This is a genomic window from Actinoplanes sp. NBRC 101535, from assembly GCF_030269225.1.
GTDB lineage: Bacteria > Actinomycetota > Actinomycetes > Mycobacteriales > Micromonosporaceae > Actinoplanes > Actinoplanes rectilineatus.
Window position 1 is genome coordinate 95938 of sequence record NZ_BSSY01000003.1, and the last position, 24423, is coordinate 120360.

The 24423-nt window shown below is 70.5% G+C and carries 26 protein-coding genes; 13 read left to right on the forward strand and 13 right to left on the reverse strand.

The window, feature by feature from the left end:
• Positions 1-10: 10 nt before the first annotated feature.
• Positions 11-490, reverse strand: a complete 480-nt coding sequence (locus QSK32_RS09485) for an XdhC family protein (RefSeq protein ID WP_045743355.1) — start codon at positions 488-490, stop codon at positions 11-13.
• Between the two features lie 239 nt (positions 491-729).
• Between QSK32_RS09485 and QSK32_RS09490 the strand changes: the two genes are divergently transcribed.
• The 4 genes from QSK32_RS09490 (at position 730) to QSK32_RS09505 (ending at position 4583) form a co-directional block, all read left to right on the forward strand.
• Positions 730-2541: a trypsin-like serine protease gene (locus QSK32_RS09490; RefSeq protein ID WP_285471680.1), complete on the forward strand. Its 1812-nt coding sequence runs from the start codon at positions 730-732 to the stop codon at positions 2539-2541.
• Positions 2542-2603: 62 nt separating this feature from the next.
• Positions 2604-3722, forward strand: a complete 1119-nt coding sequence (dusB, locus tag QSK32_RS09495) for a tRNA dihydrouridine synthase DusB (protein ID WP_045743354.1) — start codon at positions 2604-2606, stop codon at positions 3720-3722.
• A gap of 166 nt (positions 3723-3888) precedes the next feature.
• Positions 3889-4257 carry a type II toxin-antitoxin system RelE/ParE family toxin gene (locus tag QSK32_RS09500; protein WP_045743353.1) on the forward strand — a complete coding sequence of 123 codons (369 nt, stop codon included), beginning with the start codon at positions 3889-3891 and terminating at the stop codon, positions 4255-4257.
• The gene (locus QSK32_RS09505) at positions 4254-4583 is read left to right on the forward strand and encodes a helix-turn-helix domain-containing protein (protein ID WP_045743352.1); all 330 of its coding nucleotides are present in this window, start codon (positions 4254-4256) and stop codon (positions 4581-4583) included. Before QSK32_RS09500 ends, QSK32_RS09505 begins: the two co-directional genes overlap by 4 nt.
• A 20-nt stretch (positions 4584-4603) precedes the next feature.
• Here QSK32_RS09505 and QSK32_RS09510 read toward each other — a convergent pair whose 3' ends face one another.
• The 11 genes from QSK32_RS09510 to QSK32_RS09560 form a co-directional block, all read right to left on the reverse strand.
• Positions 4604-4960 carry a Rossmann-fold NAD(P)-binding domain-containing protein gene (locus QSK32_RS09510; protein WP_052720549.1) on the reverse strand — a complete coding sequence of 119 codons (357 nt, stop codon included), beginning with the start codon at positions 4958-4960 and terminating at the stop codon, positions 4604-4606.
• A gap of 8 nt (positions 4961-4968) precedes the next feature.
• A complete protein-coding gene (locus QSK32_RS09515; RefSeq protein WP_052720548.1) occupies positions 4969-5202 on the reverse strand; it encodes an SDR family NAD(P)-dependent oxidoreductase in 234 nt (77 codons plus the stop codon).
• Positions 5203-5366: 164 nt separating this feature from the next.
• Complete coding sequence (locus QSK32_RS09520) at positions 5367-6437, reverse strand: TFIIB-type zinc ribbon-containing protein (protein ID WP_285471681.1); 1071 nt, start codon at positions 6435-6437, stop codon at positions 5367-5369.
• Positions 6434-7522, reverse strand: a complete 1089-nt coding sequence (locus QSK32_RS09525) for an SPFH domain-containing protein (RefSeq protein WP_285471682.1) — start codon at positions 7520-7522, stop codon at positions 6434-6436. Before QSK32_RS09525 ends, QSK32_RS09520 begins: the two co-directional genes overlap by 4 nt.
• Positions 7523-7596: 74 nt before the next feature.
• Positions 7597-8739 carry an MFS transporter gene (locus tag QSK32_RS09530; RefSeq protein WP_285471683.1) on the reverse strand — a complete coding sequence of 381 codons (1143 nt, stop codon included), beginning with the start codon at positions 8737-8739 and terminating at the stop codon, positions 7597-7599.
• Positions 8740-8820: 81 nt separating this feature from the next.
• On the reverse strand, positions 8821-9897 hold the full coding sequence (locus tag QSK32_RS09535; protein ID WP_285471684.1) for a DUF2786 domain-containing protein: 1077 nt from the start codon (positions 9895-9897) through the stop codon (positions 8821-8823).
• 304 nt (positions 9898-10201) lie between these two features.
• Positions 10202-10573: a hypothetical protein gene (locus tag QSK32_RS09540; RefSeq protein ID WP_045743348.1), complete on the reverse strand. Its 372-nt coding sequence runs from the start codon at positions 10571-10573 to the stop codon at positions 10202-10204.
• Positions 10574-10619: 46 nt separating this feature from the next.
• Positions 10620-11144 (reverse strand): roadblock/LC7 domain-containing protein, encoded by a 525-nt coding sequence (locus tag QSK32_RS09545; protein WP_045743347.1) that lies wholly within the window; start codon positions 11142-11144, stop codon positions 10620-10622.
• Positions 11145-11182: 38 nt separating this feature from the next.
• A complete protein-coding gene (locus QSK32_RS09550) occupies positions 11183-12301 on the reverse strand; it encodes a DUF4388 domain-containing protein (protein WP_045743346.1) in 1119 nt (372 codons plus the stop codon).
• 55 nt (positions 12302-12356) lie between these two features.
• Complete coding sequence (locus tag QSK32_RS09555; RefSeq protein ID WP_245674011.1) at positions 12357-12707, reverse strand: roadblock/LC7 domain-containing protein; 351 nt, start codon at positions 12705-12707, stop codon at positions 12357-12359.
• Between the two features lie 144 nt (positions 12708-12851).
• The gene (locus QSK32_RS09560; RefSeq protein WP_157411096.1) at positions 12852-13370 is read right to left on the reverse strand and encodes a hypothetical protein; all 519 of its coding nucleotides are present in this window, start codon (positions 13368-13370) and stop codon (positions 12852-12854) included.
• A gap of 77 nt (positions 13371-13447) precedes the next feature.
• Between QSK32_RS09560 and QSK32_RS09565 the strand changes: the two genes are divergently transcribed.
• The 9 genes from QSK32_RS09565 (at position 13448) to QSK32_RS09605 (ending at position 23767) form a co-directional block, all read left to right on the forward strand.
• Entirely contained in the window at positions 13448-13600 is a 153-nt protein-coding gene (locus QSK32_RS09565; RefSeq protein ID WP_353050961.1) for a VOC family protein, read from the forward strand.
• Positions 13601-13618: 18 nt separating this feature from the next.
• Positions 13619-14833, forward strand: coding sequence for a deoxyguanosinetriphosphate triphosphohydrolase (locus QSK32_RS09570; RefSeq protein ID WP_285471685.1), 1215 nt, complete (start codon positions 13619-13621; stop codon positions 14831-14833).
• 45 nt (positions 14834-14878) lie between these two features.
• Positions 14879-16747: a DNA primase gene (dnaG, locus tag QSK32_RS09575; protein ID WP_045743342.1), complete on the forward strand. Its 1869-nt coding sequence runs from the start codon at positions 14879-14881 to the stop codon at positions 16745-16747.
• Between the two features lie 10 nt (positions 16748-16757).
• Positions 16758-17285, forward strand: a complete 528-nt coding sequence (locus QSK32_RS09580; protein WP_045743341.1) for a molybdopterin-binding protein — start codon at positions 16758-16760, stop codon at positions 17283-17285.
• Positions 17286-17320: 35 nt separating this feature from the next.
• Positions 17321-18244 (forward strand): ABC transporter ATP-binding protein, encoded by a 924-nt coding sequence (locus QSK32_RS09585; protein ID WP_285471686.1) that lies wholly within the window; start codon positions 17321-17323, stop codon positions 18242-18244.
• A gap of 1 nt (position 18245) precedes the next feature.
• On the forward strand, positions 18246-19004 hold the full coding sequence (locus QSK32_RS09590; RefSeq protein ID WP_045743339.1) for an ABC transporter permease: 759 nt from the start codon (positions 18246-18248) through the stop codon (positions 19002-19004).
• Between the two features lies 1 nt (position 19005).
• Positions 19006-19815, forward strand: coding sequence for an ABC transporter permease (locus QSK32_RS09595; protein ID WP_045743338.1), 810 nt, complete (start codon positions 19006-19008; stop codon positions 19813-19815).
• 153 nt (positions 19816-19968) lie between these two features.
• Complete coding sequence (locus QSK32_RS09600) at positions 19969-21090, forward strand: YihY/virulence factor BrkB family protein (RefSeq protein WP_285471687.1); 1122 nt, start codon at positions 19969-19971, stop codon at positions 21088-21090.
• Between the two features lie 2029 nt (positions 21091-23119).
• The gene (locus QSK32_RS09605; protein WP_245674009.1) at positions 23120-23767 is read left to right on the forward strand and encodes an IolE/MocC family protein; all 648 of its coding nucleotides are present in this window, start codon (positions 23120-23122) and stop codon (positions 23765-23767) included.
• A gap of 387 nt (positions 23768-24154) precedes the next feature.
• On the opposite strand, the gene QSK32_RS45460 is transcribed toward QSK32_RS09605, so the two are convergent.
• Positions 24155-24298 (reverse strand): ricin-type beta-trefoil lectin domain protein, encoded by a 144-nt coding sequence (locus tag QSK32_RS45460; protein WP_353050962.1) that lies wholly within the window; start codon positions 24296-24298, stop codon positions 24155-24157.
• Positions 24299-24423 lie beyond the last annotated feature (125 nt).

Here is a 24423-nt window from a genome sequence, read left to right on the forward strand (position 1 = left end):
CGCCCCGGCGTCAGAAGACGAAACCGCCGGGGCGGTGGTTGCGGTCGGCGATCAGGCCGGCCAGGGTGGCGACGGCGATCTCCGCCGGGGTACGCGACCCGATGTTCAACCCGACGGGCCGGTGCACCCGGGCGATCTGATCCTCGGGCACGCCCCGTTCCCGCAGGGCCGCCACGTGCGGGCCCTCGTGCCGCGGGTTCCCCACGATCCCGACCCACCGGGTCCGGGCCCGCAGCGCCTCCTCCAGCAGGATCCCGATCTCCGGCCGGTGGTGGTCGGTGAGCAGCACGTCGGTGTGCTCGTCGAGCCCGGCCGCGGACAGGTCGTGGACGAGCGCGTCGCCGTGTGCCCGCGGGGTGCCGCCCAACCGGGCCGGGTCCGGTTCCACCAGCACGGTCCGGAAGCCCAGCTCGACGCCGAAGCGGACGAGCATCTCCGCCGTCGGTGACGCGAACACCGCCACGAGCCGCCTGGGCCCATCCACACTCATCCTGCCGACTCTGCCAGAAGTGCCGATGGCCCGCCTGCTGGACGTCGACTGTGGCCTTGGCCACACATTCACCTTCTGTGATCATCCTGTTGACGGAAAGAAACGCCTGGTTAACCATCGTGGTCGATGCGATGAGCTGGGCGGCCGCCGATTTTCCGGGGCATCGCGCCGTTGAGCGATGCTCTATAAAGAGTCGATCTTTTTGAGTGAAGACACTCGATCGACTAAGGCGGGAACATTTGCGGAACAGAACAATCCTCGCCGGGCTGACGATCTCCGCGGTCGCCGTGGGGCTGGCCGGAAGTGCCCCGGCCCTCGCTGTGGTCAACGGCTCGGCCGTCGCTGACGGCACCTACGGCTTCGTCGCGCACGTCGCGGTCGGCACCCCGGAGACCGGCGGGCAGGCCTGCACCGGCGCGCTCGTCGACCCGCAGTGGGTGATCACCGCGGCGGCCTGCTTCGCCGTCGACGGGCAGGCCCCGGCGGCCGGCAAACCGTCCCGGCCCACCACCGTGACGATCGGCCGCGCCGACCTGAGCGGGACCGCGGGCCAGGTGCGCACCGCCGCCCGGCTGGTGCCGCACCCGAGCCGCGACGTGGTGCTGGTCCGGCTGAACCAGCCGACCACCGTCACCCCGGTCGCCCTGGCCGCGACCGCTCCGGCGACCGGTGACCTGCTGCGCGTGGCCGGGTACGGCCGGACCGCCACCGAGTGGGTGCCGGGCCGGCTGCACAGCGCCCAGTTCCAGGTGAACACGGTCGGCGCCGGCCTGCTCGACGTGGCCGGCGTGACCGAGAACCAGCCCGGCGTCTGCAAGGGCGACGCCGGTGGGCCCGCGCTGCGCGAGACCGGTGGCGTGACCGAGCTGGTCGCCATCAACCACGCCTCCTGGCAGGGGGGCTGCATCGGCGTGGACGAGACCCGCCGGGACGCGACCGAGACCCGGATCGACGACCTCGGCTCGTGGATCCGGACGTACGCGCCCGGTGGGTTGGCGGAGGACCACCGCGACGACGTCAAGATGGTCTACAGCTACGCCGACGGCTCGGTCGGACCGTTCACCTTCACCACCGCGGCGGACGGTGCGATGACCGCCCGCGGTGGCTGCCGCACCGCCGTCGGGCTGTACAACGTCAACCGCCTGAAGACCTTCAAGGGCGACTTCAACGGTGACGGCCGGATCGACCAGGTGGTCCTCAACGGCGTCGCCGACGCTCAGACGCTCACTCTGGACACCTTCCTGACCAACGCCGACGGCACCTGCTCGGCCGGCGTCCGGTCCTGGACCAGCACCACCTTCGGCACGTACGAGCGGCTGCTGATGACCAGCGGCGACTACAACGGCGACGGGCGCACCGACCTGGCCGGGTTCTACAACTACGCGAACGCCTCGATCGGCCTGTTCACCTGGATCGCCCGGGCCGACGGCACGTTCGGGTCGCCGACCCGCAGCTGGTTCAACGACGCCACCCCGTACTGGGGCGAGATCGCCCGGATGAAGGTGTTCAGCGGCGACTTCAACGGTGACGGCCGCGACGACGTCGGCTCCTTCTACAAGTACGCGGACAACAGCGTCGGCATCTACAGCTGGACCTCGACCGTGGCCGGTGGCTTCGGCGAGGACGCCCGCGTCTGGTCCGTCCCGGCCTCCCCGTACTGGGGCGACCCGGACCGGCTGCGGATCGCCGCCGGCGACTTCAACGGTGACGGCCGTGGCGACGTGGCCGGCTTCTACAACTACGCCAGCGGCGAACTGGCCATGCTGACCTGGACCGCCAAGGCGGACGGCACCTTCAACAGCCCGTTCAGCTCGTACAAGTCCACCACCAGTGGCTGGGGCTCGTGGGACCGGACCCGGTTCACCTCGGGCGACTTCAACGGTGACGGCCGCGACGACCTGGCCGCGCTCTACGGGTACGCCGACGGCAGCCTGGGCCTGCACACCCTGGTCGCCAACGAGCAGGGCGGCTTCGCGTCCCCGGTGCGGTCGTGGACGTCGGCCACCTTCGGCTCGTACGCCAGCATCAACCTCGCCGAAGACCCGGTCTGATCTCACCGATTCGAGTCCAGGGTGCCCTTCGTGGCACCCTGGACCGCGTGACTGCACCGCTCATGCTCGGCAACCATGCCGTCAATCCGCCCGTCGTGCTGGCCCCGATGGCGGGCATCACCAACGTGGCGTTCCGGCGACTCTGTCGCGAGCAGGGTGGCGGGGTCTACGTCTGCGAGATGATCACCACACGGGCGCTGGTGGAGCGGATCCCCAAGACCCTCAAGATGATCGCGTTCGCCGAGGACGAGGGCTTCCGCAGCCTGCAGCTCTACGGCGTCGACCCGGACGTGACCGCGGCCGCGGTGCGGATGATCGGCGAGGACGGCCTGGCCGACCACATCGACCTGAACTTCGGCTGTCCGGTGCCCAAGGTGACCCGTCGCGGTGGCGGTTCGGCCCTGCCCTGGCGCCGCCGGCTCTTCGCCCGGATCGTCCAGCAGGCGGTCGCGGCGGCGAAACCCTACGGCATCCCGCTGACCATCAAGATGCGCAAGGGCATCGACGACGACCATCTGACGTACGTCGAGGCCGGTCTCGCCGCGCAGGAGGCCGGCGTCGCCGCGGTCGCCCTGCACGCCCGCACCGCCGAGCAGCGCTACTCCGGCAAGGCCGACTGGGATGCGATCGCCACCCTCAAGCAGGCCCTGGACGTGCCGGTGCTCGGCAACGGCGACATCTGGGAGGGCTCCGACGCGCTGCGCATGGTCGCGCACACCGGCGTCGACGGGGTCGTCGTCGGCCGCGGCTGCCTGGGCCGCCCGTGGCTCTTCGCCGACCTGGAGGCCGCGTTCACGCAGGGCGACGGCTACCGTCCGGTGCTGCCCACCCTGGGCGAGGTCGCCAAGATCATGTCGCGGCACGCCCAGCTGCTGGTCGAGGCGCTGGAGGACGAGAAGCACGGCTGTGCCGACTACCGCAAGCACGTCGCGTGGTACCTCAAGGGCTTCCCGGTCGGCAGCGACCTCCGCCGCCGGCTGGCGATGATCTCCTCGTTGGCCGAGCTCGATGACCTGCTGGCCCAGCTAGACCCGTCGATCCCGTTCCCCACCGACGCGCTGGGTCAGCCCCGGGGCCGGGTCAACGCCCCCGGCAAGGTCTCCCTGCCGCACGGCTGGCTCGACAGCCGCGACGAGGACGTCGTCCCCGAGGGCGCCGAGACCGACGAGTCCGGCGGCTGATTCCTCAGGTACGACCTACCGGGAGCCCCCACCCACCCGCGACCTGAGCGTCACTCCGGCCTGTGCCGCCACCGCCGGGCTGAGATCGGTGTGCATGCACCCGTTCCGGTGAATCCATCGACTATCCTCTTGGCTGAAAATAAGTCAGAACTTATTTTTTGGTGTCATGTGGGAGGTTGTACTGCTGGCCCCGGTGGAGGAGTGGTTTCTCAGCCTTTGCGAGGAGGACCCGACGACCGCCAACCGAATCACGGAGGCGATCGACCACCTCTCGGAGGTCGGGCCGGGACTGGGGCGGCCAATGGCGGATCGGGTACACGGAAGCACGCTGCATCATTTGAAGGAGTTGCGTCCCGGCTCGGCCGGTCGTTCAGAGATTCGGCTGCTGTTCGTCTTCGACGTTCAGCGTGAGGCGGTGATCCTGGTCGGTGGGGACAAAGCCGGGCACTGGAATCGCTGGTACAAAGAAAACATCCCGATTGCCGAGAGCCGGTACGAGGAATACCTGATCGAACGCGAGAAGGAGAAGCCATGACCGGTCGGCGGTGGAGTGAGGTCAGGGCCGAGGCGATGGAGCGGCAACCCGCGCTGGCGACTCCCGAGGCAGCAGCGGAACGTGCTGCCGTCCGGGTCGAGAACGTCGGCCGGATCCGTGGGCACGAGCTGGCCGAGATGCGGAAGTCGGCCGGCCTCACGCAGGCCGACGTCGCGACCGCACTCGGTGTGACCCAGGCCCGTGTCTCGCAGATCGAGCACGGCCATGTCGACAGCCTGGACACCCTCCGGGCCTACGCCGAGGTGTTGGGCGCCGAGGTCTCCGTCGTGGTCTCCCGAGGGCCGATCACGCTCCGGGTCGCCTGAGACGGCCCGGAACCGGGTGGTCAGCGGGGGACGTGGTCGGTGGACCGGGTCAGGGACTGCCAGCGGTCGGTCTCCTCGGCGACCGCGGCCAGTTTGGTGCGGATGTCGGTGAGGGTGGAGCTGCCGAGCGGGATCCTGGCCGGCATCTGATCCAGCCCGGCGACGGTGAGGATCGCGGCGGCCGCGCGGACCGGGTCGCCCTCCTGGTTGCCGTCGGTGGCGTCCGCCCAGGCCCGGGAGGCGCCGCCGGTCGGTGTGTAGTCGTCGATGACCAGGGCGGCACGCCGCAGGGAGGTGCCGCTGAGGAAGTCGGTGCGCAACGGGCCGGGCTGCACCGACGTCACCTGGACGCCGAGTGGGGCGAGTTCCAGCCGCATCGCCTCGGTCAGCCCCTCGACGGCGAACTTGGTGGCGCTGTAGACGCCCCCCAGCCCGCCCAGGCGGCCACCCCGCCGGTGGAGCTGATGTCGAGGACCCGGCCCCGGCCGGCGGCCCGCATCACCGGCAGCACCGCGCGGGCGACAGTGAGCAGGCCGAACACGTCGGTGTCGAAGACGTCGCGCACCTCGGCGTCGCTGCTCTCCTCGACCGCGACCACCGGGTCTCCGAACACCGGCACGGGGTGAAACGGTTCTTCCACGAGGCCGTCGGCGATATGCGGCTCAACTGGCAGACGCTTCTATCTGCCCGGCGGCCTCGGGCAGAGCGTCGTCGTCTACAGCGCCGACACCGGCTCCCCGTCCGAGGAGAAGCTGCGGCTGCTGGCCAGCTGGACCGCCGCCCCTACCGATTCAGTTGAACCGCCACGATGATCGCGGCGATCAGGGCGAGGGCGGCGACGATCGCGGCGGCGATCTTCACCGCGCTGTACGGACGCTCGCCCGCCACCTCGGCGGTGCGGCCGTTGACCACCACGTTGAACGTCCGGCCGGCGTGCAGGTAGCAGGCGATCCACACCGGCAGCAGCATCAGCTTGAACATGACGTGGTGGTACTCGGTGTCGACCGCGTCCACCCGCTGCTCGTCGCCGCCGATGTCGTCCCGGCAGTCCCGTTCGATGACCGGGGCCATCCGGGACTTCGCCCGGTCCAGGCCGGTCTCCGGTTCGACGTCGTAGCGCAGCGTCTCGTGCCCGGCCAGGAACTCCGGCCGGTACGCCTGCGACTCCAGCAGCGGCCACGGCTCGAGACCGTCCAGGTGGTCGGGCAGCACCCGCCCGGTGCCGGCGACCAGCACGTCGTCGAACGTGCGCTGGACCGTGCCGGAGGCCGGCCACCAGCGGGTCTTACGGACCTGCCGGGACTTGGTCTCGCCGTTCTCGGTGTACGTCTCGGTGACCCAGTAGTGCTCGCCGCGCTGCCCCCGGTAGTGCGACACGGTGTGCGCGTCGTACGTCCAGTGCGGCAGGTACGAACTGTGCGCCGACTCCGCCTCGGTGACCTTCTTGAGGCTGTTCGGCGCGAACCACCGCGACGACGCCCAGCCCCGCAACGCCTCGCGCAGGGCCGGCTTGTCCACGGTGAACGGCAGCACCGCCTCCGGGACGACCTGTTCGCCGGAGGTCACGTCGGCGACCAGGGGCGCGCCGCAGAACCCGCACCGGTCCGAGATCTTGTCGCTCTGGGTGACCGCACCGCAGCCCTGGCAGGTGAACGTGTGCGGCGCCAGGCTGGCGATCGGTTTCCGGGGCAGGACGGCGAACGAGGCGTACGCGTGTTCCCGCACCGCCCGTGCCGGGGCGGCGATCGGCGTCTCGGCACCGCAGTACGGGCATTTGAGGACGCTGGTGCCGGGCGCGAACTCGACGTTGGCCCCGCAGTTCGCACACGGGTACTGGGTCTGCTGGGCCGTCATTGCGGCGGCAGGGGCGGCGGAACCGCGGCGAACACGCTGTTCAGTTCGGCGACCTGCCCGGCGGCGGTCCACCCGGCCATCCCGCTGCGCCACACCAGGGTGTCCCGGGTCAGCGTGCCGGAACCGGCGTGCCCGGTGAGCGCGGCCAGGTCGAACGGCCCCTGCTGCTGACCGCCGAGGGCGGCGAACCACTCGCCGGCCGGCAGCGGCGGGGGAACGATCGGTGGCGGTGTCGCGGCCATCGACTGCGCGGCCCGCTGCCCGGCGGCCATGCCCAGCCCGAGGCCGATCGCATCGCCGGCGCCACCCGGGTTGCCGGCGGCGTCCTCGATCGCGTTCGCGGTCTGGAACTTCGTGTACGCGTCCAGGTCGCCCAGCACCCCCATCGAGGTGCGCTTGTCCAGCGCCTGCTCCACCTCGGGCGGCACCGAGATGTTCTCGATGACGAACTTGGGGATCGCGATGCCGGACGAGTCCAGCTCGTCGGTGAGGACGGCGGCCAGGGTGCTGCCGATGGAGAGCTGCTTGGCGGCCAGGTCCAGCATCGGCACGTTCGCGGTGGCGAGCGCGCTGCCCAGGTGGCTGACGACCAGCTGCCGCAGGTATTCCTGCACCTCGGCGGTGCGGAACTGCGGGTCGGTGCCGACCAGTTCGGTGAGCAGCTTGCCGGGGTCGGTGACCCGCATGGCGAAGGCCCCGAAGGCGCGCAGCCGGACCGCCCCGAACTCCGGGTCGCGAACCATCACCGGGTTCTGCGTGCCCCACTTCATGTCGGTGAACTGCCGGGTGCTGACGAAGTACACCTCGGCCTTCCACGGCGACTCGAACCCGTACTTCCAGCCCTTGAGGGTGGACAGGACCGGCATGTTCTGCGTGGTCAGCGTGTGGGTGCCCGGACCGAACACGTCGGCGACCCGGCCCTCGTTGACGAACACCGCGGTCTGCGACTCGCGGACGACGAGCTTGGCGCCCATCTTGATCTCGTTCTCGTAGCGGGGGAACCGCCAGACGATCGTGTCGCGGCTGTCGTCCAGCCACTCGATGATGTCGACCAGCTCACCCTTGAGTTTGTCCCAGAGTCCCACGCCGGTGTCCCCTCGCCTGTGCCGATCTTCGTGCGGCGCCGACCGTACCAAAACCGGTCTAGCTGGGAGAAGGCCTACCGGCGGAGGGTGACCAGGGCGGCGGCGAGCAGCGGCACACCGGCCAGCACGAACAGGGTGCTCAGCGGGAGCGGCACGGCGAACAGGGCGTAGATCGCGACGGCGAACACCTCGGCCCCGAAACCGCTCACCGACAGCACCGTGGTCCGGGCCGGGCCGCTGATCGCCTCCTGCAGGCGCGTCCCGGTGTGCACCACCGCGAACTGCAGCGCCCCGAAAGCCACCGCGACCACCAGCAGGCCGGCCGGATGCGGCACGGTCGCGCCCATCGCCGGCAGCGCCGCCGCCAGGGTGAGGACGCCGGCGAGGCGCCGCGGCGAGGTGCGGGGCAGTCGTGCGGCAAGTGCGCTTCCCCCGGCCATCGCCGCCGCGGTCAGAGCAAACAGTGGGGGTACGCCGTGAGCGCCCGCACCCTTGTCCGCGGCGAGCAGCGGAAGGTACTCGTCGAGCGCCCCGAACCCCGGGACGAGTGCCGCCACGAGCAGCAGCCGCAGGACGCGCCCGTTCCCGGTGGCCTCCCGCAGTCCCGCCCGCAGGACCGCCCGGTAGCCACGGTCGTCCGGCGCCGGCACCACGGGAGCCGCGATGCCGGGGGCCACCCCGGGACGGTTCGTGCTGCGGTCGTCGGGGGTGTGGCTCGTACCCCGGCGTGGTTCTTCCGGGAGACGCAGCGCGAGGAGACCGCCCAGGGTTACCGTCGCGATGCTGATCGCGCCGACCAGCCGATAGCCGCCGGCGGCCAGGGCGGGAGTGGCGAGCAGGGCCGCGGCAAGTATGCTGAGCTGCGCGATCGTGCCGCCGCGGCCGATCGTCCTGGTGTAGCTCTCCGGATCGCCGGACCGGTCGTGGACCAGCGACTCGAGGGTGCCGGAACTCAGCGCCCCGCCGGCGCCCCACAGCACGAAGCCCAGTGCGAAGCCCGGGTAGGACGGCCGGAGCAGCCAGACGGCGTAACCGGTCGCGGTGAGGAACTCACCGAGCGCGTAGACACGCTTGCGGGACCAGACGTCGGCGAACGCGCCGGACGGGATCTCGCAGACGAAGGACACCACCGACCAGATCACGAACAGCGACGAGATCTCGCTGGTGGTGAGCCCGGCGCCGGCGAAGATCAGCGCGTAGACCGGGTAGAGGAGCACGCCCTCGGAACAGGCGCGAACCGTGTAGTAGAGCCGCTGTCAGCGTCAAACCGGGTGCATGAGGCCAGTCTGCCGCACGCGTCAACGCAATTCGGCCTCGTCGGCGGCGGCCCGGCCGGACTCCCAGCCCTCGAGGCTGTCGATGCGGCTGCCGCGGGCCCGGACCGTGCGGGGGAAGACCTTCTCCATCTGCTCACGCACCTGGATGTCCCGGGTCCGCAGCACCGGCAGCAGATCGTCGCGCTCGGCGAACTCGCGCTCGGCGACCTGGCGCAGCCGCTCGCCGATCCGGTGTGCGTAGGCGACCAGGAACGACCGGCGGAACGCCTTCACCCGGGCGCGCCCCTTGCCCGGCTCGTCGCGGGTCATCGCCCGGTTCGCCTGGACCAGCAGCGAGGTGTGCAGCAGTTCGACCGCGTCGATGTCGGCGTCGAACCCGAAGACCGTGCTGAAGCCCAGCTCCGGCGACCAGACCGTGCGGCACGAGTTGGCCCGGGCCACCGCGTCGAGCAGGCTGGCCTTCTCACTCTCGTAGGGGTGGTCGACGCCGATCCGCCGGGCGAACGGGGTCAGATCGACCGCCGGGGCGGTGACCTCCTCGATCCGGTATCTGGTGATCAGCTCCTGGGCCTTGGCGCTGTAACTCTCCGCCTCGGCCGGGAACTCGGTGGCCTCCGCCTTGGCGAGCAGCGCCCGCACCCGGTCCAGCATCTTCGAGTCGCCGTGCCGCGGCACGGTGGTCAGCGGGGTGCCGGGCGGCGGGATGAGGATCTCGATGCCGGGCAGCCGCCGCAGCTCGGCGAGCAGGTCGAGGGAGGCGTCCAGCACGGCGATCCGGTCCGGCCGGCGACCTTCCGGGGTACGCGTGACGCCGGCCTGATCCTGCCAGCGCGGGTCGACCGGGCTCTTGCCCCGGAGGAAGGCGGCCGCGGCGTCGGCGACCAGGGGCGGCTGGAGCGGGTTGCCGCGGCGCGCGACGGCCCGCTGCAGTTCGAGGGGTTGCCAGCCGGACCGGAAGAGCCGGTCGAACTCGGCGTCGAGGGCCACACGCATGGCGACGTCGACGTCAGCGGCGGTGACCCCGGTGAGAGCGTCGAGGGCGGCCTCGTGTCCGAGGGCTCCGGAACGCAGCCCGTCGATGATGGTCCGGGCGCTCATGGAACAGGATGGTAGTTGCCGGGGTCCTGGTTCCCGGCCAGGACCCCGGCACCGTGCTCGCCGAGCGACCGAACGGGCACGGACGCAAAACGCCACCGACGGGATAAACCTCACGTCAGTGGACCTTTCGGTGCTGCCTTCACAGCATGCACGCCGCTCAATCATCAAACAAGGGGTAACGTCCCGGAAACTTAGAGTTCCGTAGTCCGACCCCGCTGCTATGGATCTGCCGAGGGGGTGGGCGGGGAGGGCGGTGCGGGCCCTCCCCGCCAGGGGTGGCGATCATGGGATCCGCCGGCCGGGCTCAGACGTCGAGGTCGTTCTCGATGCGCTTGAGCTGGTGGCGGGACATCGCCAGGTTGGCCCGGTCGCGGCGCAGCGCCACATAGAGGAAGAGGCCCTTCCCCGAACGGCTCGTCAGCGGCCGGATCATGTGGTACTGCGTGTCCAGCGTGATGAGGATGTCCTCGATCTTCTCGGAGAGGTTGAGCATCTCCATCGCCCGGAGCTTGGCCCGGACCACGTCGGTGTTGCCCGCGGCGGCGACCGTCAGGTCGAGTTCCTTGCCGCCGCCGAGGGTGCCCAGGGCCATGCCGCTGGTGTGGTCCACGAGCGCGACGCCGATCGCGCCGTCGATCTCCATGACTTCCTTCAGTGCGGTGTCCATGTCGGGCATGGGTCGTTCTCCTATCACTGTGGTGGGTGGTGATGGAAACTGCCGGTCAGCCGGCCGCCTGGTGGTGGCGGGCCACGGTCGGCAGGGTGGCCATCGGGGTACGCCGGGCCAGCGGTGCCGACGGGCCGGACTGCGTGGGGATCTCCGGCCGCGGCGGGGGCGGCGGCGGGGGGAGTTGTTGCTGCGCGGCGGTCGCGTTCTGGACGGCCATGAGCTTCACGAGCCGGCGCACCGAGCGCCGTGCCTCGAGGTGGACCATGGCGAGGTTGGCGTCGCCGGAGGTGACCAGGGTGAGTAGCCCGTTCAGCCCGGCGGTGTACGACGTGATGTACCCGCCGTCGCACTCAACTACGGATTCCCGCAGGTCACCGTGGCTGACCGCGTGCGCGAAGCGCCGGGCCAGGGCCAGGTGGGCCGCGGCGAGCGCGGCCAGGGTGTCCGGTTCCAGTCCGTGCGAGTCGTGTGCGACGACCAGCCCGTCGGCGGTGGCCAGCACGCTGCCGGAGAGTTCGGGCACTCTGCTGCGCAGGCGTCCGAGTTCCTCGAGTACCGCCGGATCGACCGTGGTCATCCTCTCCTCGCTCCTTCAGCTGATCGGGGGTGCGCGGGTCACCGCAGTGCCCTCAAGGCGGTGCGGATGCGCTTGAGAAGTACTTCGTCGGTGCCCTGATGCACCGGCGGGTTCTCGGCGGCTGCCATCTCCTTGGGCAGCTTGGCGCCGGGCTTGCGGCGGGCCAGCCGGGGAAGCCGGTTCATCCCCGTCGCGCTGTCGCCCCCGCCGGAGGCGGGTGGTGGGTCACTGTTCGCCGGCGACATCCGGGCGGTGTGCCCCGCGCCGTTGATCACGGGTACGAGCGGAACGTCCGTCTCGTCCATCGGTGCCCGGTCGAGCGGCACCCGGGGCCGTTCGCGGGGTGCCGGCGTGCGGTCGGCCGGTGCCTGCGCCCGTCCGGCCGGTGGCGCCACCGCGGCCGGTGCCCGGTCGAGTGCCACCGAGGCGCCACGGGGCTGCGGTAGCCGGATCAGGTCGGTGCCGTCGCCGGCGCGTACGTCCGGAAGCTCGATGAGGCCCAGTGCCGCGAGGCGCCGCAGTTCCTGGATGGTCGCGTAGCCCGCGCGGCCCAGCAGCTGGGCCAGGTCGCCCGGGGTGCGCTGGCCGTCGGCGTGCACCAGCAGCTCCCATTGCAGGGAGGTCAGCGTGACGCGTTCCCGCGGGGCCCGGGTCACCGGGATGACGGCCGCGGTGTCGATGCGCTGGTCGGGGAAGATGTCGTCGAGCAGCCCGATCCGGCGGCGCACCTCCCGGCTGACCGCGGTCGCGTCGATGTGCACGACCGGGCCGAGCCAGTGGGTGGCGCCGGCGACGAACTCGACCGGTGCGGCGGTCGCGCCGAGCACGAAATACGCCGCGTCGTAGGTGGCGCCGAGCACGCAGAGTTCCAGTTCGCCCTGTGTCAGGTGGCCCTGCTCGACGATCAGCCGGCCGACCCGGGAGTGCGAGCCGCCCATGTCGAGCGCGCTCTGCCAGGTACGCCCGGCCAGCCGGCCGGAGGAGGTGAGCAGTTCGCCCACCCCCGGCGCGGACGACGACTCCGCGTAGATGACCCGGCCCTCGAAGATGTAGACCGCGCCGCCGGGGTGGCCACCGACCACCAGCGCTCCGGTCTTCCGCTCGCCGGCGGCCCGCGTCAGCAGGTTCCCGGGCGTCGCGGTCTTCGTGGGGGCCACCTCGTGCTCCTGTCCGTCTTCTTCGTCGGGTTCTCCGGGGATCCGCCTGCCGTGCTCATCGGGCCGTGACCAGCTCGTCGGCGAGGCGTTGCATCTTGCGGCGAGCCACGGCGAGGTTGCCGCGGACCCGGTCCAGCCAGACGTAGAGCACCAGTCGGCTGTCGAACTCGGTCTGGACGAGCCGCAGGAGGTGATAGCCGCCCGCGGTGGTGATGATCAGGTCTTCGAGCAGGTCGTGCGGTACGGCCGAGACGTACAGCGATCGGCTGGTCGCGGCCTGGACCACGTCCGCCGTACCGGCCGCGGCGGCTTCGTGGTCCTCGTTGGGTGCGGCTCCGGTCGTGGCGACCGGGAAGCCGGTGGTGTAGTCGACGATGCTGGCCCCGACCGCGCCAGGGATCGTCATGGCCTCCTGTAGACAGTGGTCGACGCCGGGCACTTCACTCCTCAGCGCTGTTCTTGTCGCTTCCGGTGACGAGGATTGATTCCTCACCACCACCGTGGGCCATCCTCCGGTGACCCTGCGACGACAAGTCGCACGTTTTGTGCGTCATGGTCCGGTCGGCGGTGGCCGTTGGGGTTGCGGACCGGTGGTGGTGGCGAACCGCCGCGGCCGTCGTCGCTGCCGGGGCGGCACGATCAGCCGTGCGTCGATCTCCACCCGCGGCAGCTCACCCAGCCAGTGACGCTCGTCGGGGGCGAACCAGGCCGGGGCGCCGCTCTGGCGCACCAGCACGTGGGTGGCGTCGGCGATCACCGCCACCACCCGCAGGGCCAGCTCGTGCTGACCCAGCCAGCCGTCCCGCAGCAGCACCCGGGCCACCTGACAGGTGTCGCGTCCCTCCGCGTACGCGTCCCGCCAGGTCTGCGGGTTCAGCCGCCCGGAGGAGACCAGTCGTTCGCCGATACCGGGGCAGGCCGGCGATTCGGCGTACGTGATGCGGCCGGCGACCAGGTAGAACACCCCGCCAGGGGTGCCGCCGACGTGCAGCGCGCCGGTCCGTCCCGACTCGCCCAGATCGGTGAGCAGGCGCCGCATGGTCGCGGTCGCCGGTGAACCAGGAATCACGGAACGTCATCCTGGGGTCCATCGAGCGATGTCGTCGCACCTGAGGTGCGCTGTCGGTACCGGGGTCATTCTTTAGGGTGCGGCCGGGCGATCAGGAGGCCGCGGCGGAACACCTGGTGGCCATGGGTGCGCGACCGGTCGACATCGGTCAGCGGAGCGTGCCGTGGATGGTGCCGGCCGACCCGGAGGGCAACGAGTTCTGCTTCCTCAGCAGCCGGACCATGCCTTAGGCGGCCTAGTCTGGGCACATGCCGGTCCCGGACACGCAACGGTTCTCGCCCGAGCCCGCCAAGGACAGTGGGTACGGGCGGACCCCGTACCAGCGCGACCGGGCCCGGGTGCTGCACTCGGCCGGGTTCCGCCGGCTGGCCGCCAAGACCCAGGTGCACACCGCCGGGTCGGACGACTTCCTGCGGACCCGGCTCACGCACTCCCTCGAGGTCGCGCAGATCTCCCGGGAGATGGGCGCCCGGCTGGGGTGCGACCCGGACGTGGTGGACGTCGCCGGCCTGGCCCACGACATCGGGCATCCCCCGTTCGGGCACAACGGCGAGGCGGCCCTGGACCGGGTGGCCGAGCCGTGCGGCGGGTTCGAGGGGAACGCGCAGACACTGCGGGTGCTCACCCGCCTGGAGGCCAAGGTGCCCGGCGCCGGTCTCAACCTGACCCGGGCCACCCTCGACGCGTGCTCCAAGTACCCGTGGTTCCGCAAGCCGGGGAGCCGCAAGTTCGGCGTCTACCCGGACGACCGGCCGGTCTTCGAGTGGCTCCGCGACGGCCGCGACGACGAGCGGAAATGCCTGGAGGCCCAGGTGATGGACTGGGCGGACGACGTCGCCTACTCGGTGCACGACGTGGAGGACGGGGTGCACGGCCGGTTCATCGACCTGCGCCGGCTGCTGGACGACCCGGTGGAGCGGGCCGCGCTCTGCGCCGACGTCGCCACCAGCTACTCCGAGGAGACCCCGGACGAGCTGGGCGCCTCGCTCGAGCTGCTGCTCGCCGACCCGGCCGTGATCGGTGCCGCCGGCCACGACGGGAGCTACGACGCGCAGGTGGCCCTCAAACGGATGACCAGCGTGCTGACCGGGCGGTTCGTCTCGTCGGCGGTCGGCGCCACGCACAGCCGGTACGGCACCGACCCGGTCCGCCGGTACGAGGCCGACCTGATCGTGCCGCGGACCGCCCGCAACCAGTGCGCCCTGCTCAAGGGGATGGCCCTGCGGTACGTGATGCGGGCGCGTGCCGCGGAGGAGTGGTACGAGCGCCAGCAGAGCATCCTGGTCGAGTTGGTGGCGGCGCTCACGCGTACCCCGGAGGCTCTCGATCCGCTCTTCGGCCCGCAGCATGCCGCCGCGGCCGACGAGGCCGCGGCCCTGCGGGTGGTGATCGATCAGGTGGCGTCGCTCACCGACCACGCGGCCGTCGCCTGGCATCGATCCCTGGTGGCGACGCGTCACTGAGGCGCGGGCCACCCTGCTGGCGGCGCGCCCCCGCGGGGAGGCAGGATGTATGCCGTGGCGGGCAGGGTCAAGGACGAGGACATCGCACTGGTCCGGGACCGGACCTCGATTGCGGACGTGATCAGCGAGACGGTGACGCTGCGGTCGGCGGGAGGCGGCAACCTGAAGGGCCTGTGTCCCTTCCACGACGAGAAGACGCCGTCGTTCAACGTCTCACCGGCCCGCGGGGTGTACTTCTGCCACGGCTGCGGCCAGGGCGGTGACGCGATCAAGTTCCTGATGGACGCGGAGCACCTGTCGTTCATCGAGTCGGTCGAGCGGCTGGCCGGCAAGGCCGGCATCGTGCTGCGCTACGACACCGAGACCGGCGGCCCGGCCACCCCGCGCCCGCAGGTCGGCCAGCGTCAGCGTCTGCTGGCCGCGCACACCGCGGCCCTGGAGTTCTACCGCGACCAGCTGGGTTCGCCGGGTGCCCGCAAGGCGCGGGAGTTCCTCGCCGAGCGCGGGTTCGGCCGGGACTCCGCCGAGAAGTACGGCTGCGGGTTCGCCCCGGACTCCTGGGACGCGCTCACCAAGCATCTGCGGCTGCAGGGCTTCACCAGCGACGAGCTGACCACCGCCGGGCTGTCCAAGGCGGCCCGGTCCGGTTCGCTGATCGACCGGTTCCGCCGCCGGCTGCTCTGGCCGATCAAGGACCTGGGCGGCGACGTGATCGGGTTCGGCGCACGCAAGCTGTTCGACGACGACGACGGCCCGAAATACCTGAACACGCCCGAGACGCCGATCTACAAGAAGTCGCACGTGCTCTACGGCATCGACCACGCGAAACGGGAGATCGCCAAGCGGGGCCGGGCGGTGATCGTCGAGGGCTACACCGACGTGATGGCCTGTCACGAGGCGGGCGAGCCGACCGCGGTGGCCACCTGCGGCACGGCCTTCGGCGTCGACCACATCCAGGTGCTGCGCCGGCTGCTGATGGACAGCGACAGCTTCACCGGCGAGATCATCTACACGTTCGACGGCGACGCGGCCGGGCAGAAGGCGGCGCTGCGGGCCTTCGAGGAGGACCAGCGGTTCGTCGGGCGCACCTTCATCGCGGTCTCGCCGGACAACATGGACCCCTGCGAGCTGCGCCTGGCCAAGGGTGATCTGGCCGTGGTCGACATGATCGCCAGCCGGGAGCCGCTGGTCGACTTCGCGTTGCGCCAGACCATCGCCCGTTTCGACCTGGACACCGTCGAGGGGCGGGTCGAGGCGATGCGCCGGGCGGCCCCGCTGGTTGCCAAGATCAAAGACCGGGAGAAGCGCCCGGAGTACGCCCGCAAGCTCGCCGACGACCTCGGCATGGACCTGGAACCCGTGCAGCGTGCCGTGCGGGCGGCCCAGTCCGGGGCTGCGGCGGCCGGCGACTCCCGGCCGGTTCCGGTGCACAGCACCCAGCTCCTGGTCGAGCGGGAGGCGCTGAAACTCGCCCTGCAGTACCCGGGGTTGGCCGGCGCGATGTTCGACACCTCGGAGCCCGACGACTTCAGCGACGAGATCCTCCGGTCGATCCGGATCGCCATCGCCTCCGTCGGCGGGACCACCTCGGCGAACACCGGCGCCACCTGGATCGAGGCGGTCCGGGAGGCGGCCGGGGACCTCGGGGCCAAGGCACTGGTGGGGGAGTTGTCGGTCGAACCGGTCCGGGTGGACCGCGAGGCCGACCCGTCGTACGTGTCGCAGCAGATCGCCAAACTCCAGATCCCCCGCGTCCTGTCCCGGATCCGGGACATCAAATCGAAGATCCAGCGGATGAACCCCGTCAAGAACCGGGACGAGTACTTCGCGCTCGCGGGGGAGCTGTTCCCCCTGGAGCAGCACGCGAAGGCGCTCCGGCAGGCGGCGTTCACCTACGACTCGGTGAATGGGTAGGTGGTTGCCGGTGTTCGGGTTCCTCCGTCGGCGTGCCGCTCTTCCAGGTGCGCTCAAACCGTCGCTGGAGCCCGAGGAACGGATCCTCGCCTGGTCCGCGGTCGAGGAGGCCGCCCTCGTGGTCACCAACCGGGGGATCTGGCTGCCCGGTGCGGACGCCCGGCTGGGCTGGCACGAGATCCACAAGGTGGCCTGGTCCGGTCGCGAACTGCGGATCACGCCGGCCGAGGTGACCGGCGAACGCAACGGCTACACGGTGCTGTCCGACGGCCCGGTGGTGTCCTACCTCCTGCTCGAACCCGGTGAGGTGCCCGACCAGGTCCGCACCCGGGTCACCCGGTCGGTGGCGTACACGTCGCATCACGGCCTGCCGCAGGGCGGGGTGCGGGTGGTCGGCCGCCGGGTCAGCGGGCGCGACGGCCTGAGCTGGGCGGTGCGCTACGACGAGGGCACCCCGTCCGACCGCCCGGAGATCGCCGACGCCACCGACGCGGTGGTCACCGTGGCCCGCACCTCGGCGGCGGCGCCCGGTCGTTGAGAAAATGTGTCGCACCCCCTCCGTAGGGTCAGGGGGTGACTTCACTCATCCACGCGCGCGGGCTGGTCAAACGGTTCGACGGATTCACCGCGGTCGCCGGCATCAACGTCGACGTGCAGGCCGGTGAGGCGTTCGGTTTCCTCGGGCCCAACGGTGCCGGCAAGAGCTCCACCATGCGCATGATCGGGTGTGTCTCACCACCGACCGAGGGCACGCTGGAGATCCTCGGCCTCGACCCGCGGCGTGACGGCCCGGCCATCCGGGCCCGGCTGGGCGTCTGCCCGCAGACCGACAACCTCGACCCCGAGCTCACCGTCCGGGAAAACCTGACCACCTACGCCCGGTTCTTCGGCATCCCGCGCCGCACGGCCCGGGCCCGTGCCGACGAGCTGCTGGAGTTCGTGCAGCTCACCGAGCGCGCCGACGCCCGGGTCGAGCCGCTCTCCGGCGGCATGAAACGGCGGGTCACCATCGCCCGCGCGCTGGTCAACGAGCCCGACATCGTGCTGCTCGACGAGCCCACCACCGGCCTCGACCCGCAGGCCCGCCACCTGGTCTGGGAGCGGCTGTTCCGGCTCAAGAAGCAGGGCGTCACGCTGGTGCTGACCACCCACTACATGGACGAGGCCGAGCAGCTGTGCGACCGGCTCGTGGTGATGGACGGCGGCCGGATCGCCGCCGAGGGCTCGCCCCGCGACCTGATCGAGCGCTACTCCACCCGTGAGGTGGTGGAGCTGCGGTTCGCCACCGAGGACCAGAGCGCCTACGCGGACAAGCTCGACGGCATCGCCGAGCGCATCGAGGTGCTGCCCGACCGGGTGCTGCTCTACACCGACGACGGCGACGCCGCGCTCGCCGAGGCGCAGGGCCGCGCGCTGGCCCCGGCCAGCGCCCTGGTCCGCCGCAGCAGCCTGGAGGACGTGTTCCTGCACCTCACCGGCCGGACCCTGGTGGACTGAGATGACCTCCTCCGGCTACGTCCTGGAATACCACCTGGTCAACTACCGGCGCACCTGGCGCGGCAGTGTGCTCTCCAGCCTGGTGCTGCCACTGCTCACCGTGCTCGGTTTCGGTCTCGGCGTCGGCGCCTACGTGAACGGCGGCGTCGACGGCGTCGCGTACCTCGACTGGATCGTCCCCGGCCTGATCGCCTCGACCGCGGTGCAGACCGCCCTCGGCGAGGCCACCTGGCCGGTCCTGAGCTACTTCGAGTGGAACAAGATGTACTTCGCGCAGGCCTCCGCACCGCTGCGGGTCACCGACATCCTCGGCGGTCACCTGGCCTTCATGGCGTTCCGGGTGCTGACCGCGGTCGCGGCGTTCCTGCTGATCGCGGCGGCGTTCGGCACGCTGCACTCACCCTGGGCCCTGGCGGTGCCGCCGCTCGCGGTGCTGGCCGGCCTGGCGGTCGCCGCGCCGGTCACCGCCTACTCCGCCTTCGTGACCACCGACAGCTACCTGGCGATCCTGTTCCGGTTCGCGGTGCTGCCGATGTCGCTGTTCTCCGGGGTGTTCTTCCCGGTCGAGTCCCTGCCGGTGGCCCTGCAGTGGGTGGCCTACGCCCTGCCGCTCTGGCACGCGGTCGACCTGAGCCGGGCCGCGACACTGGGCCTCGACCCGGGGTCCGGTGCGCTCTTCCAGGTGCTCTACCTGCTGCTCTGGTGCGTGGGCGGCTGGCTCCTGGCGTCCTGGCGGTTCCGCGCACGGCTGGTGGTCTGACATGGTTCTGACGGCGATGCTTCCCCGCCTGCTGACGCCCGGATCGGCCCGGCGGTCCGCCTCGGTGACCGCCCGCAACATCACCGCCCTCAAACCGGCGTACTGGCTGGTCATGCTCGGCGGTTTCCTCGAACCGGTGCTCTACCTCTTCTCGATCGGCGTGGGTGTCGGCGCGCTGATCGGCGACATCACGCTGCCCGGCGGCCAGGTGGTCGACTACGCGGTGTTCGTCGCGCCGGCCATGCTCGCCGCATCGGCGATGAGCGGCGCCCTCTCCGAGACCACCTTCAACTTCTTCGGCAAGATGAAGTACTGGCGGCTCTACGAGGGGGTCCTCGCCACCCCGGTGCGACCGGTCGAGATCGCGATGGGCGAGCTGACCTGGGCGATGATGCGTGGCAACGTCTACTCCGCCGCCTTCCTGGCGATCATGGTGGCGATGGGCCTGACGACCCCGCTGCGGGCGCTCGCGGCCTTCCCGGCGACGATCCTGGTCGGTTTCGCGTTCGGCGCCCTCGGCATGGCCGTGTCGACGACACTGCGCGGCTGGCAGGACTTCGACGTGATCAATGTCGGACAGTTTGCGCTCTTCCTCTTCTCCGGGACGTTCGTGCCGGCCACCGCGTACCCGGTGGTGCTGCGCTGGCTGGTCGAGGTCACCCCGCTCTACCGGGCGGTCGACCTGATCCGTGGGGTGACCACCGGGACGGCGGGCGCCGGCCAGGCGGTCGACGTCGTCTACCTGCTGGCCCTGCTCGCCGCCGGCCTGGCGATCACCGGCCGCCGGATGGAACGCCAACTCTGCCGGTGACCCGCCCGGCCCGGGGGTGCCCATCCACACCGGCGCCCCCGCCCGGGTGGTCCCGCGATTAGTGACCTCTCCCAGCGGGCAACACCCTGACAGGCTGTTTCCGCACGTCCCCGCGGAGATCACGGCCCGATCCACCGGGAGAGAAGAGCAGCGATGAGACTTCACCACAAGGCCGACGAGAAAGCCGATCCGGTGTCCTCGGAGGGGTCTGCTGCGGCCCGGCGTCGCGGTGAGACCGATTTCGATCTCGCAGCGGCGGCCACCACCCGCACCGGCGACGAACCCCGCGCCGACGACCTGAACGGCCCCGGCCCGGACGCCGGCCCGGACCGCCCGAGCCAGCTGCGCCTGCGGGGCGTGTGGGCCGCGGTACGCCGCACGTTCAAACAGTTCGACGAGGACAACATCTCCGACTGGGCGGCCGCCCTCACCTACTACGGCGTGCTGTCGATCTTCCCGGCTGTCGTGGTGCTGGTCTCCCTGCTCGGCCTCCTCGGCGCCGACGGGCAGCAGTCGGTCCGCGACGCCGTCGACCAGATCGCCCCCAACCAGCAGCAACTCCGCGAACTGGTGGACACCGTCCTCGGCCAGGTGCAGAACCAGAACAGCGCCGGCCTCGCCGCGATCGCCGGTCTGTTCGTCGCCTTCTGGTCGGCGTCCGGCTACATCGGCGCGTTCATGCGCGCGTCGAACGCCGTCTACGACGTCCCCGAGGGCCGCCCGATCTGGAAGACCCTGCCGATCCGCGTCGGCGTCACCGCCGCCGTCGGCGTGATGCTGGTCGCCTCCGCCGCCATCGTCATCTTCACCGGAGACCTGGCCCGCGTCGTCGGCGAGAAGATCGGCCTGGGCGGCGTCGCCGTCACCACCTGGAACATCGCCAAGTGGCCGGTTTTGATAGTGCTGGTCAGCCTGATGTTCGCGATCCTCTACTGGGCCTCGCCGAACGCGAAGACCGGCGGTTTCCGCTGGATCAGCCCCGGCGGCATCTTCGCCGTGTTCCTGTGGGTGGCGGCCTCCGGAGCCTTCGCGATCTACTTGGCGAACTTCGCCGACTACAACAAGACCTACGGCACACTGGGCGGCGTCATCGCCTTCCTGGTCTGGCTCTGGATCTCCAACATGGCCATCCTGCTCGGCGCCGAACTCGACGCCGAACTCGAACGCGGCCGCGCCATCGCCGCCGGCCACCCCGCCGACGACGAGCCCTTCCTGGAACTGCGCGACACCCGAAAGCTCAAAAAAGGCAGCGATCACGGCCTGAGCCAGAACTGACCCGTCGAGGCTGGGGGCAGACCCGCAAACCCCTTTCCCGGGTACGCGTCGAAACTCCTCAGCCACCACACCTCCCGTAGCTCCCCAGGTCCGTCCGACTCCAGCCGCTCCGCTACTCGACCCACTCCCGCCGGTCGCCGGGCGTCTTGTCGCTCTGTTCCAGCTGGCCACTCGGGGTTGCCGCGTCCGTTGCTCGGTCCACGAATCGAAGAGGGCGGGTGTCAGGGTTCAGTGGTCCGGGGACCGAGGGCGGGGCGCCCGTGCCGGCGTGGCGCCCACCTCCAGCACGCTCACCGCACCCGATCGCATGATCGGGTGCGCCCACCAGCGTTTCCCGGCGGGTGACCGGTGGGTGACCGTTCCCAATGTCTTGATCGGGTGTGGTGGTTGCCCTCTGGGGTGGTGAACGCACCCGATCACGTTGGCGGGTGCGTTGACCGGCTCTCTCGGGCGGTGCCCGCACCCGGCCACGTGATCGGGTGCGCCCACCGGCTTTTTCCGGTGGGTGAGCGTTCCCAATGTCTTGATCGGGTGCGGTGGTCGTCCTTTGGAACGGTGGCTGCACCCGGTCGTGTGATCGGGTGCGGTGGCCGTCCTTTGGAACGGTGGCTGCACCCGGTCGCGTGATCGGGTGCGGTGGCCGTCCTTTGGAACGGTGGCTGCACCCGGTCGCGTGATCGGGTGCGGGCGCCGACCTTTTGCGGCGGGCGAGCGCACCCAGGGTCTTGATCGGGTGCGCTCACCCTCCTCTGCGATGGCGAGCGCACCCAATGTCTTGATCGGGTGCAGCGGCTGTCGTTCGGGGTGCTGGTTGCACCCAGCCGCATGATCGGGTGCGCCCACCGGCGTTTCCCGGCGGGCGACCACTCCCAATGTCTTGATCGGGTGCGGCGACTGCCCTTCAGGGAGGTGAGCGCACCCGATCACCTCGGCGGGTTCGGTCACCGGTTCCTTGGTGGTGGTCAGAACACCCGGTCACGCCGGCGGGTTCGGCCACTGATCCCTTCGTGCTGGTCAGCGTCCCCGATCATGTCGGCGGGTTCGGTCACGGGTTCTTCGGGGAGGTCAGCGCACCCGATCATGCTGGCGGGTTCGTTTGCCGGTCCGTTGGGGGAGGTAGGCGTACCCGACAGCGTGATCGGGTGCGCTCACTGGTTTTGCGGGTGCGCTTACCGGCTTTTGCGGGTGCGCTTACCGGCCTTGCGGTGCGGTCTCCGGATCGTGAACGGCTGTCAGGGCGCTGATGGAGTCGGTTCGGGGCTCTACCGCGGCTGGCTGTTGAGAGACGGCGCCGGTTGCACCTTGCGCTGGCCGTCTCGCGGTGGGTGTGTGCGGATGCGCGAGGCGTTTGTCACGTGCATCCGCACAGTCATGCCTCGGCACGCAACAGACGCACGGGCAGGGGAACATTGCATGTCCGTTTGTGCAAAATATGAACACGCCGACTGTCCGACAACGGTCTCATTCGGCTGGCCCCCAGGCGCTACTCGCTGGTCACCACCCCCTGTTATGTCGACAGAACTCGATGTATGCGACCGCTTTGGATCATGTTGTGGCCGGTCATCGCGTCGCACGGTGGGTGCGCCGGTGATCCGTCTCACGACGCACGCTCGTACCCGAGGATAGGTATTCCACGAAAGGAGGCGGCGATGGCACCCCGGGGTCAAGACGGCGGCCGATCAAGGGCGGGCACTGACATGGTCCATACTGGAAGCGTCAGCATGTGCGGATGCACGTGCACCTGCACGGGTGACCTCGTCCGGGGAGGAAATTGATGCGCCTGCGACATCCCTCCGGCCGAATCGTGCACCTCGGCTGCGGACTCAGCCTAGACCAGGCGGACTCACTGTCCGCCGCCGTCGAAGGGCTGGATGCCGTCACTCCGGCACTTCGATCCCGATGCGGTAGCGGCACCCTGGGAGTCGCCCTCAGGCTGTCCTACCCTCTCGCCGCCGTCCTCGTCGCCGACGGGCGCGCCAGAACCCGACTCCGTGCCGAACTTGATGCCCGAGGCCTCGAGGTGGTCACGTTGAGCGGCGGGCCCGACGCCGAGGACGGCGGCGAGAACACCCCCGGCGACTGGAGCGAGGCGGCCCGGCTGCGGCACACCCTCGAACTGGCCCGCATCCTGGTCGACCTGCTCCCCGCCGAGGAGGTCCGCGGTGCGATAGCGACCTGCGGGCTGGGCCTGCGCGAGGGCTGGGACGAGACCAAGGAGAAGGCCGTCGCCCGCAACCTGGGCCGGTTCTCCGGTGGTCTCGCCGACCTGGCCTGGCGGGTCGGGCGCGCGGTCCGCGCCGGATTCCAGCCCGGTCCCGGCCGGGTGCTGGACAGTCCGGAGGAGACGGTCGCCGCGCTCACCCGCATCGACAAGGATCGCCTCGGCGTCTGCCTCGACCTGACCACCACGATCCGCGACTGGCCCGACCCGCAGGCCGGCATCGACCGGATGACCGACGCCGGGTTGTCCGTGATAACCGCCCTGATAACCGACCCGGCCGTCGCCTGGCAGCCGGTGCTGCGTCATCTGCTGGCCGCCGACACCGCCCGCACCGAGTACGTCATCGTCGAGACGTCCGCCGACCCCGGGCAGTCCGCCGGTGACCTGGCGTTCGTGCTGGACGAGATGACCGCCCTCGGCCTGGTCCGCGAACAGGAGCCCTGCACCGCTCCCTGAGCGGGCGCCGCCGGACGACGGGACCCGCCCGCGTGGAGGGATCCCAGCTCACGAGCCATGGGTGTGTTCTCCGCCCGGGCCCGGTCCCGGTTCCGCATGTCATGATCTGCGACCTGAAGATCGATGCGGACGTGGGCGCCATGCCGGAAGAACTAGTCCACCGTCCGTGGGGTCGAAACTGACGGAGAATCCCCATGTCGGACGGTCCTGACACCCCGAGAGCTCGGATTCGGCTGACCATCAGCGCCCAGTCGACGATGCTAGGTGGCAGCCTCCACCAGCGGCGGCATGCGCGCCAAGGACGTCTGTCACGCTCTGGGCATCGGCACCGAACCCAACAACACCGAGGGCATCGCGCCAAACTGAAACGTCTGGTCAACCGGCAAATTAACCGGTGCCAGGTCCGACGTTCAATCGGTGTCGGATGAGGTGGAGATAACCATCCGTCGACATGTCCAGGCATCTCCCGGAGGAGACGTTCTGAATCTGGTAACCGCCGGTGCCCGCCACGATCTCGGTGACCACCCACATCTGGTTCGCGGTGAGAGGCTGGTTGCGATCCCAGATCTGGACCGGGCCGCGATCGTCTCTTCCAGGGCGGATCAACGGTATGGATCCAGGTCGCTACATTGCGGGTTTCGATCTTCTTCTACATC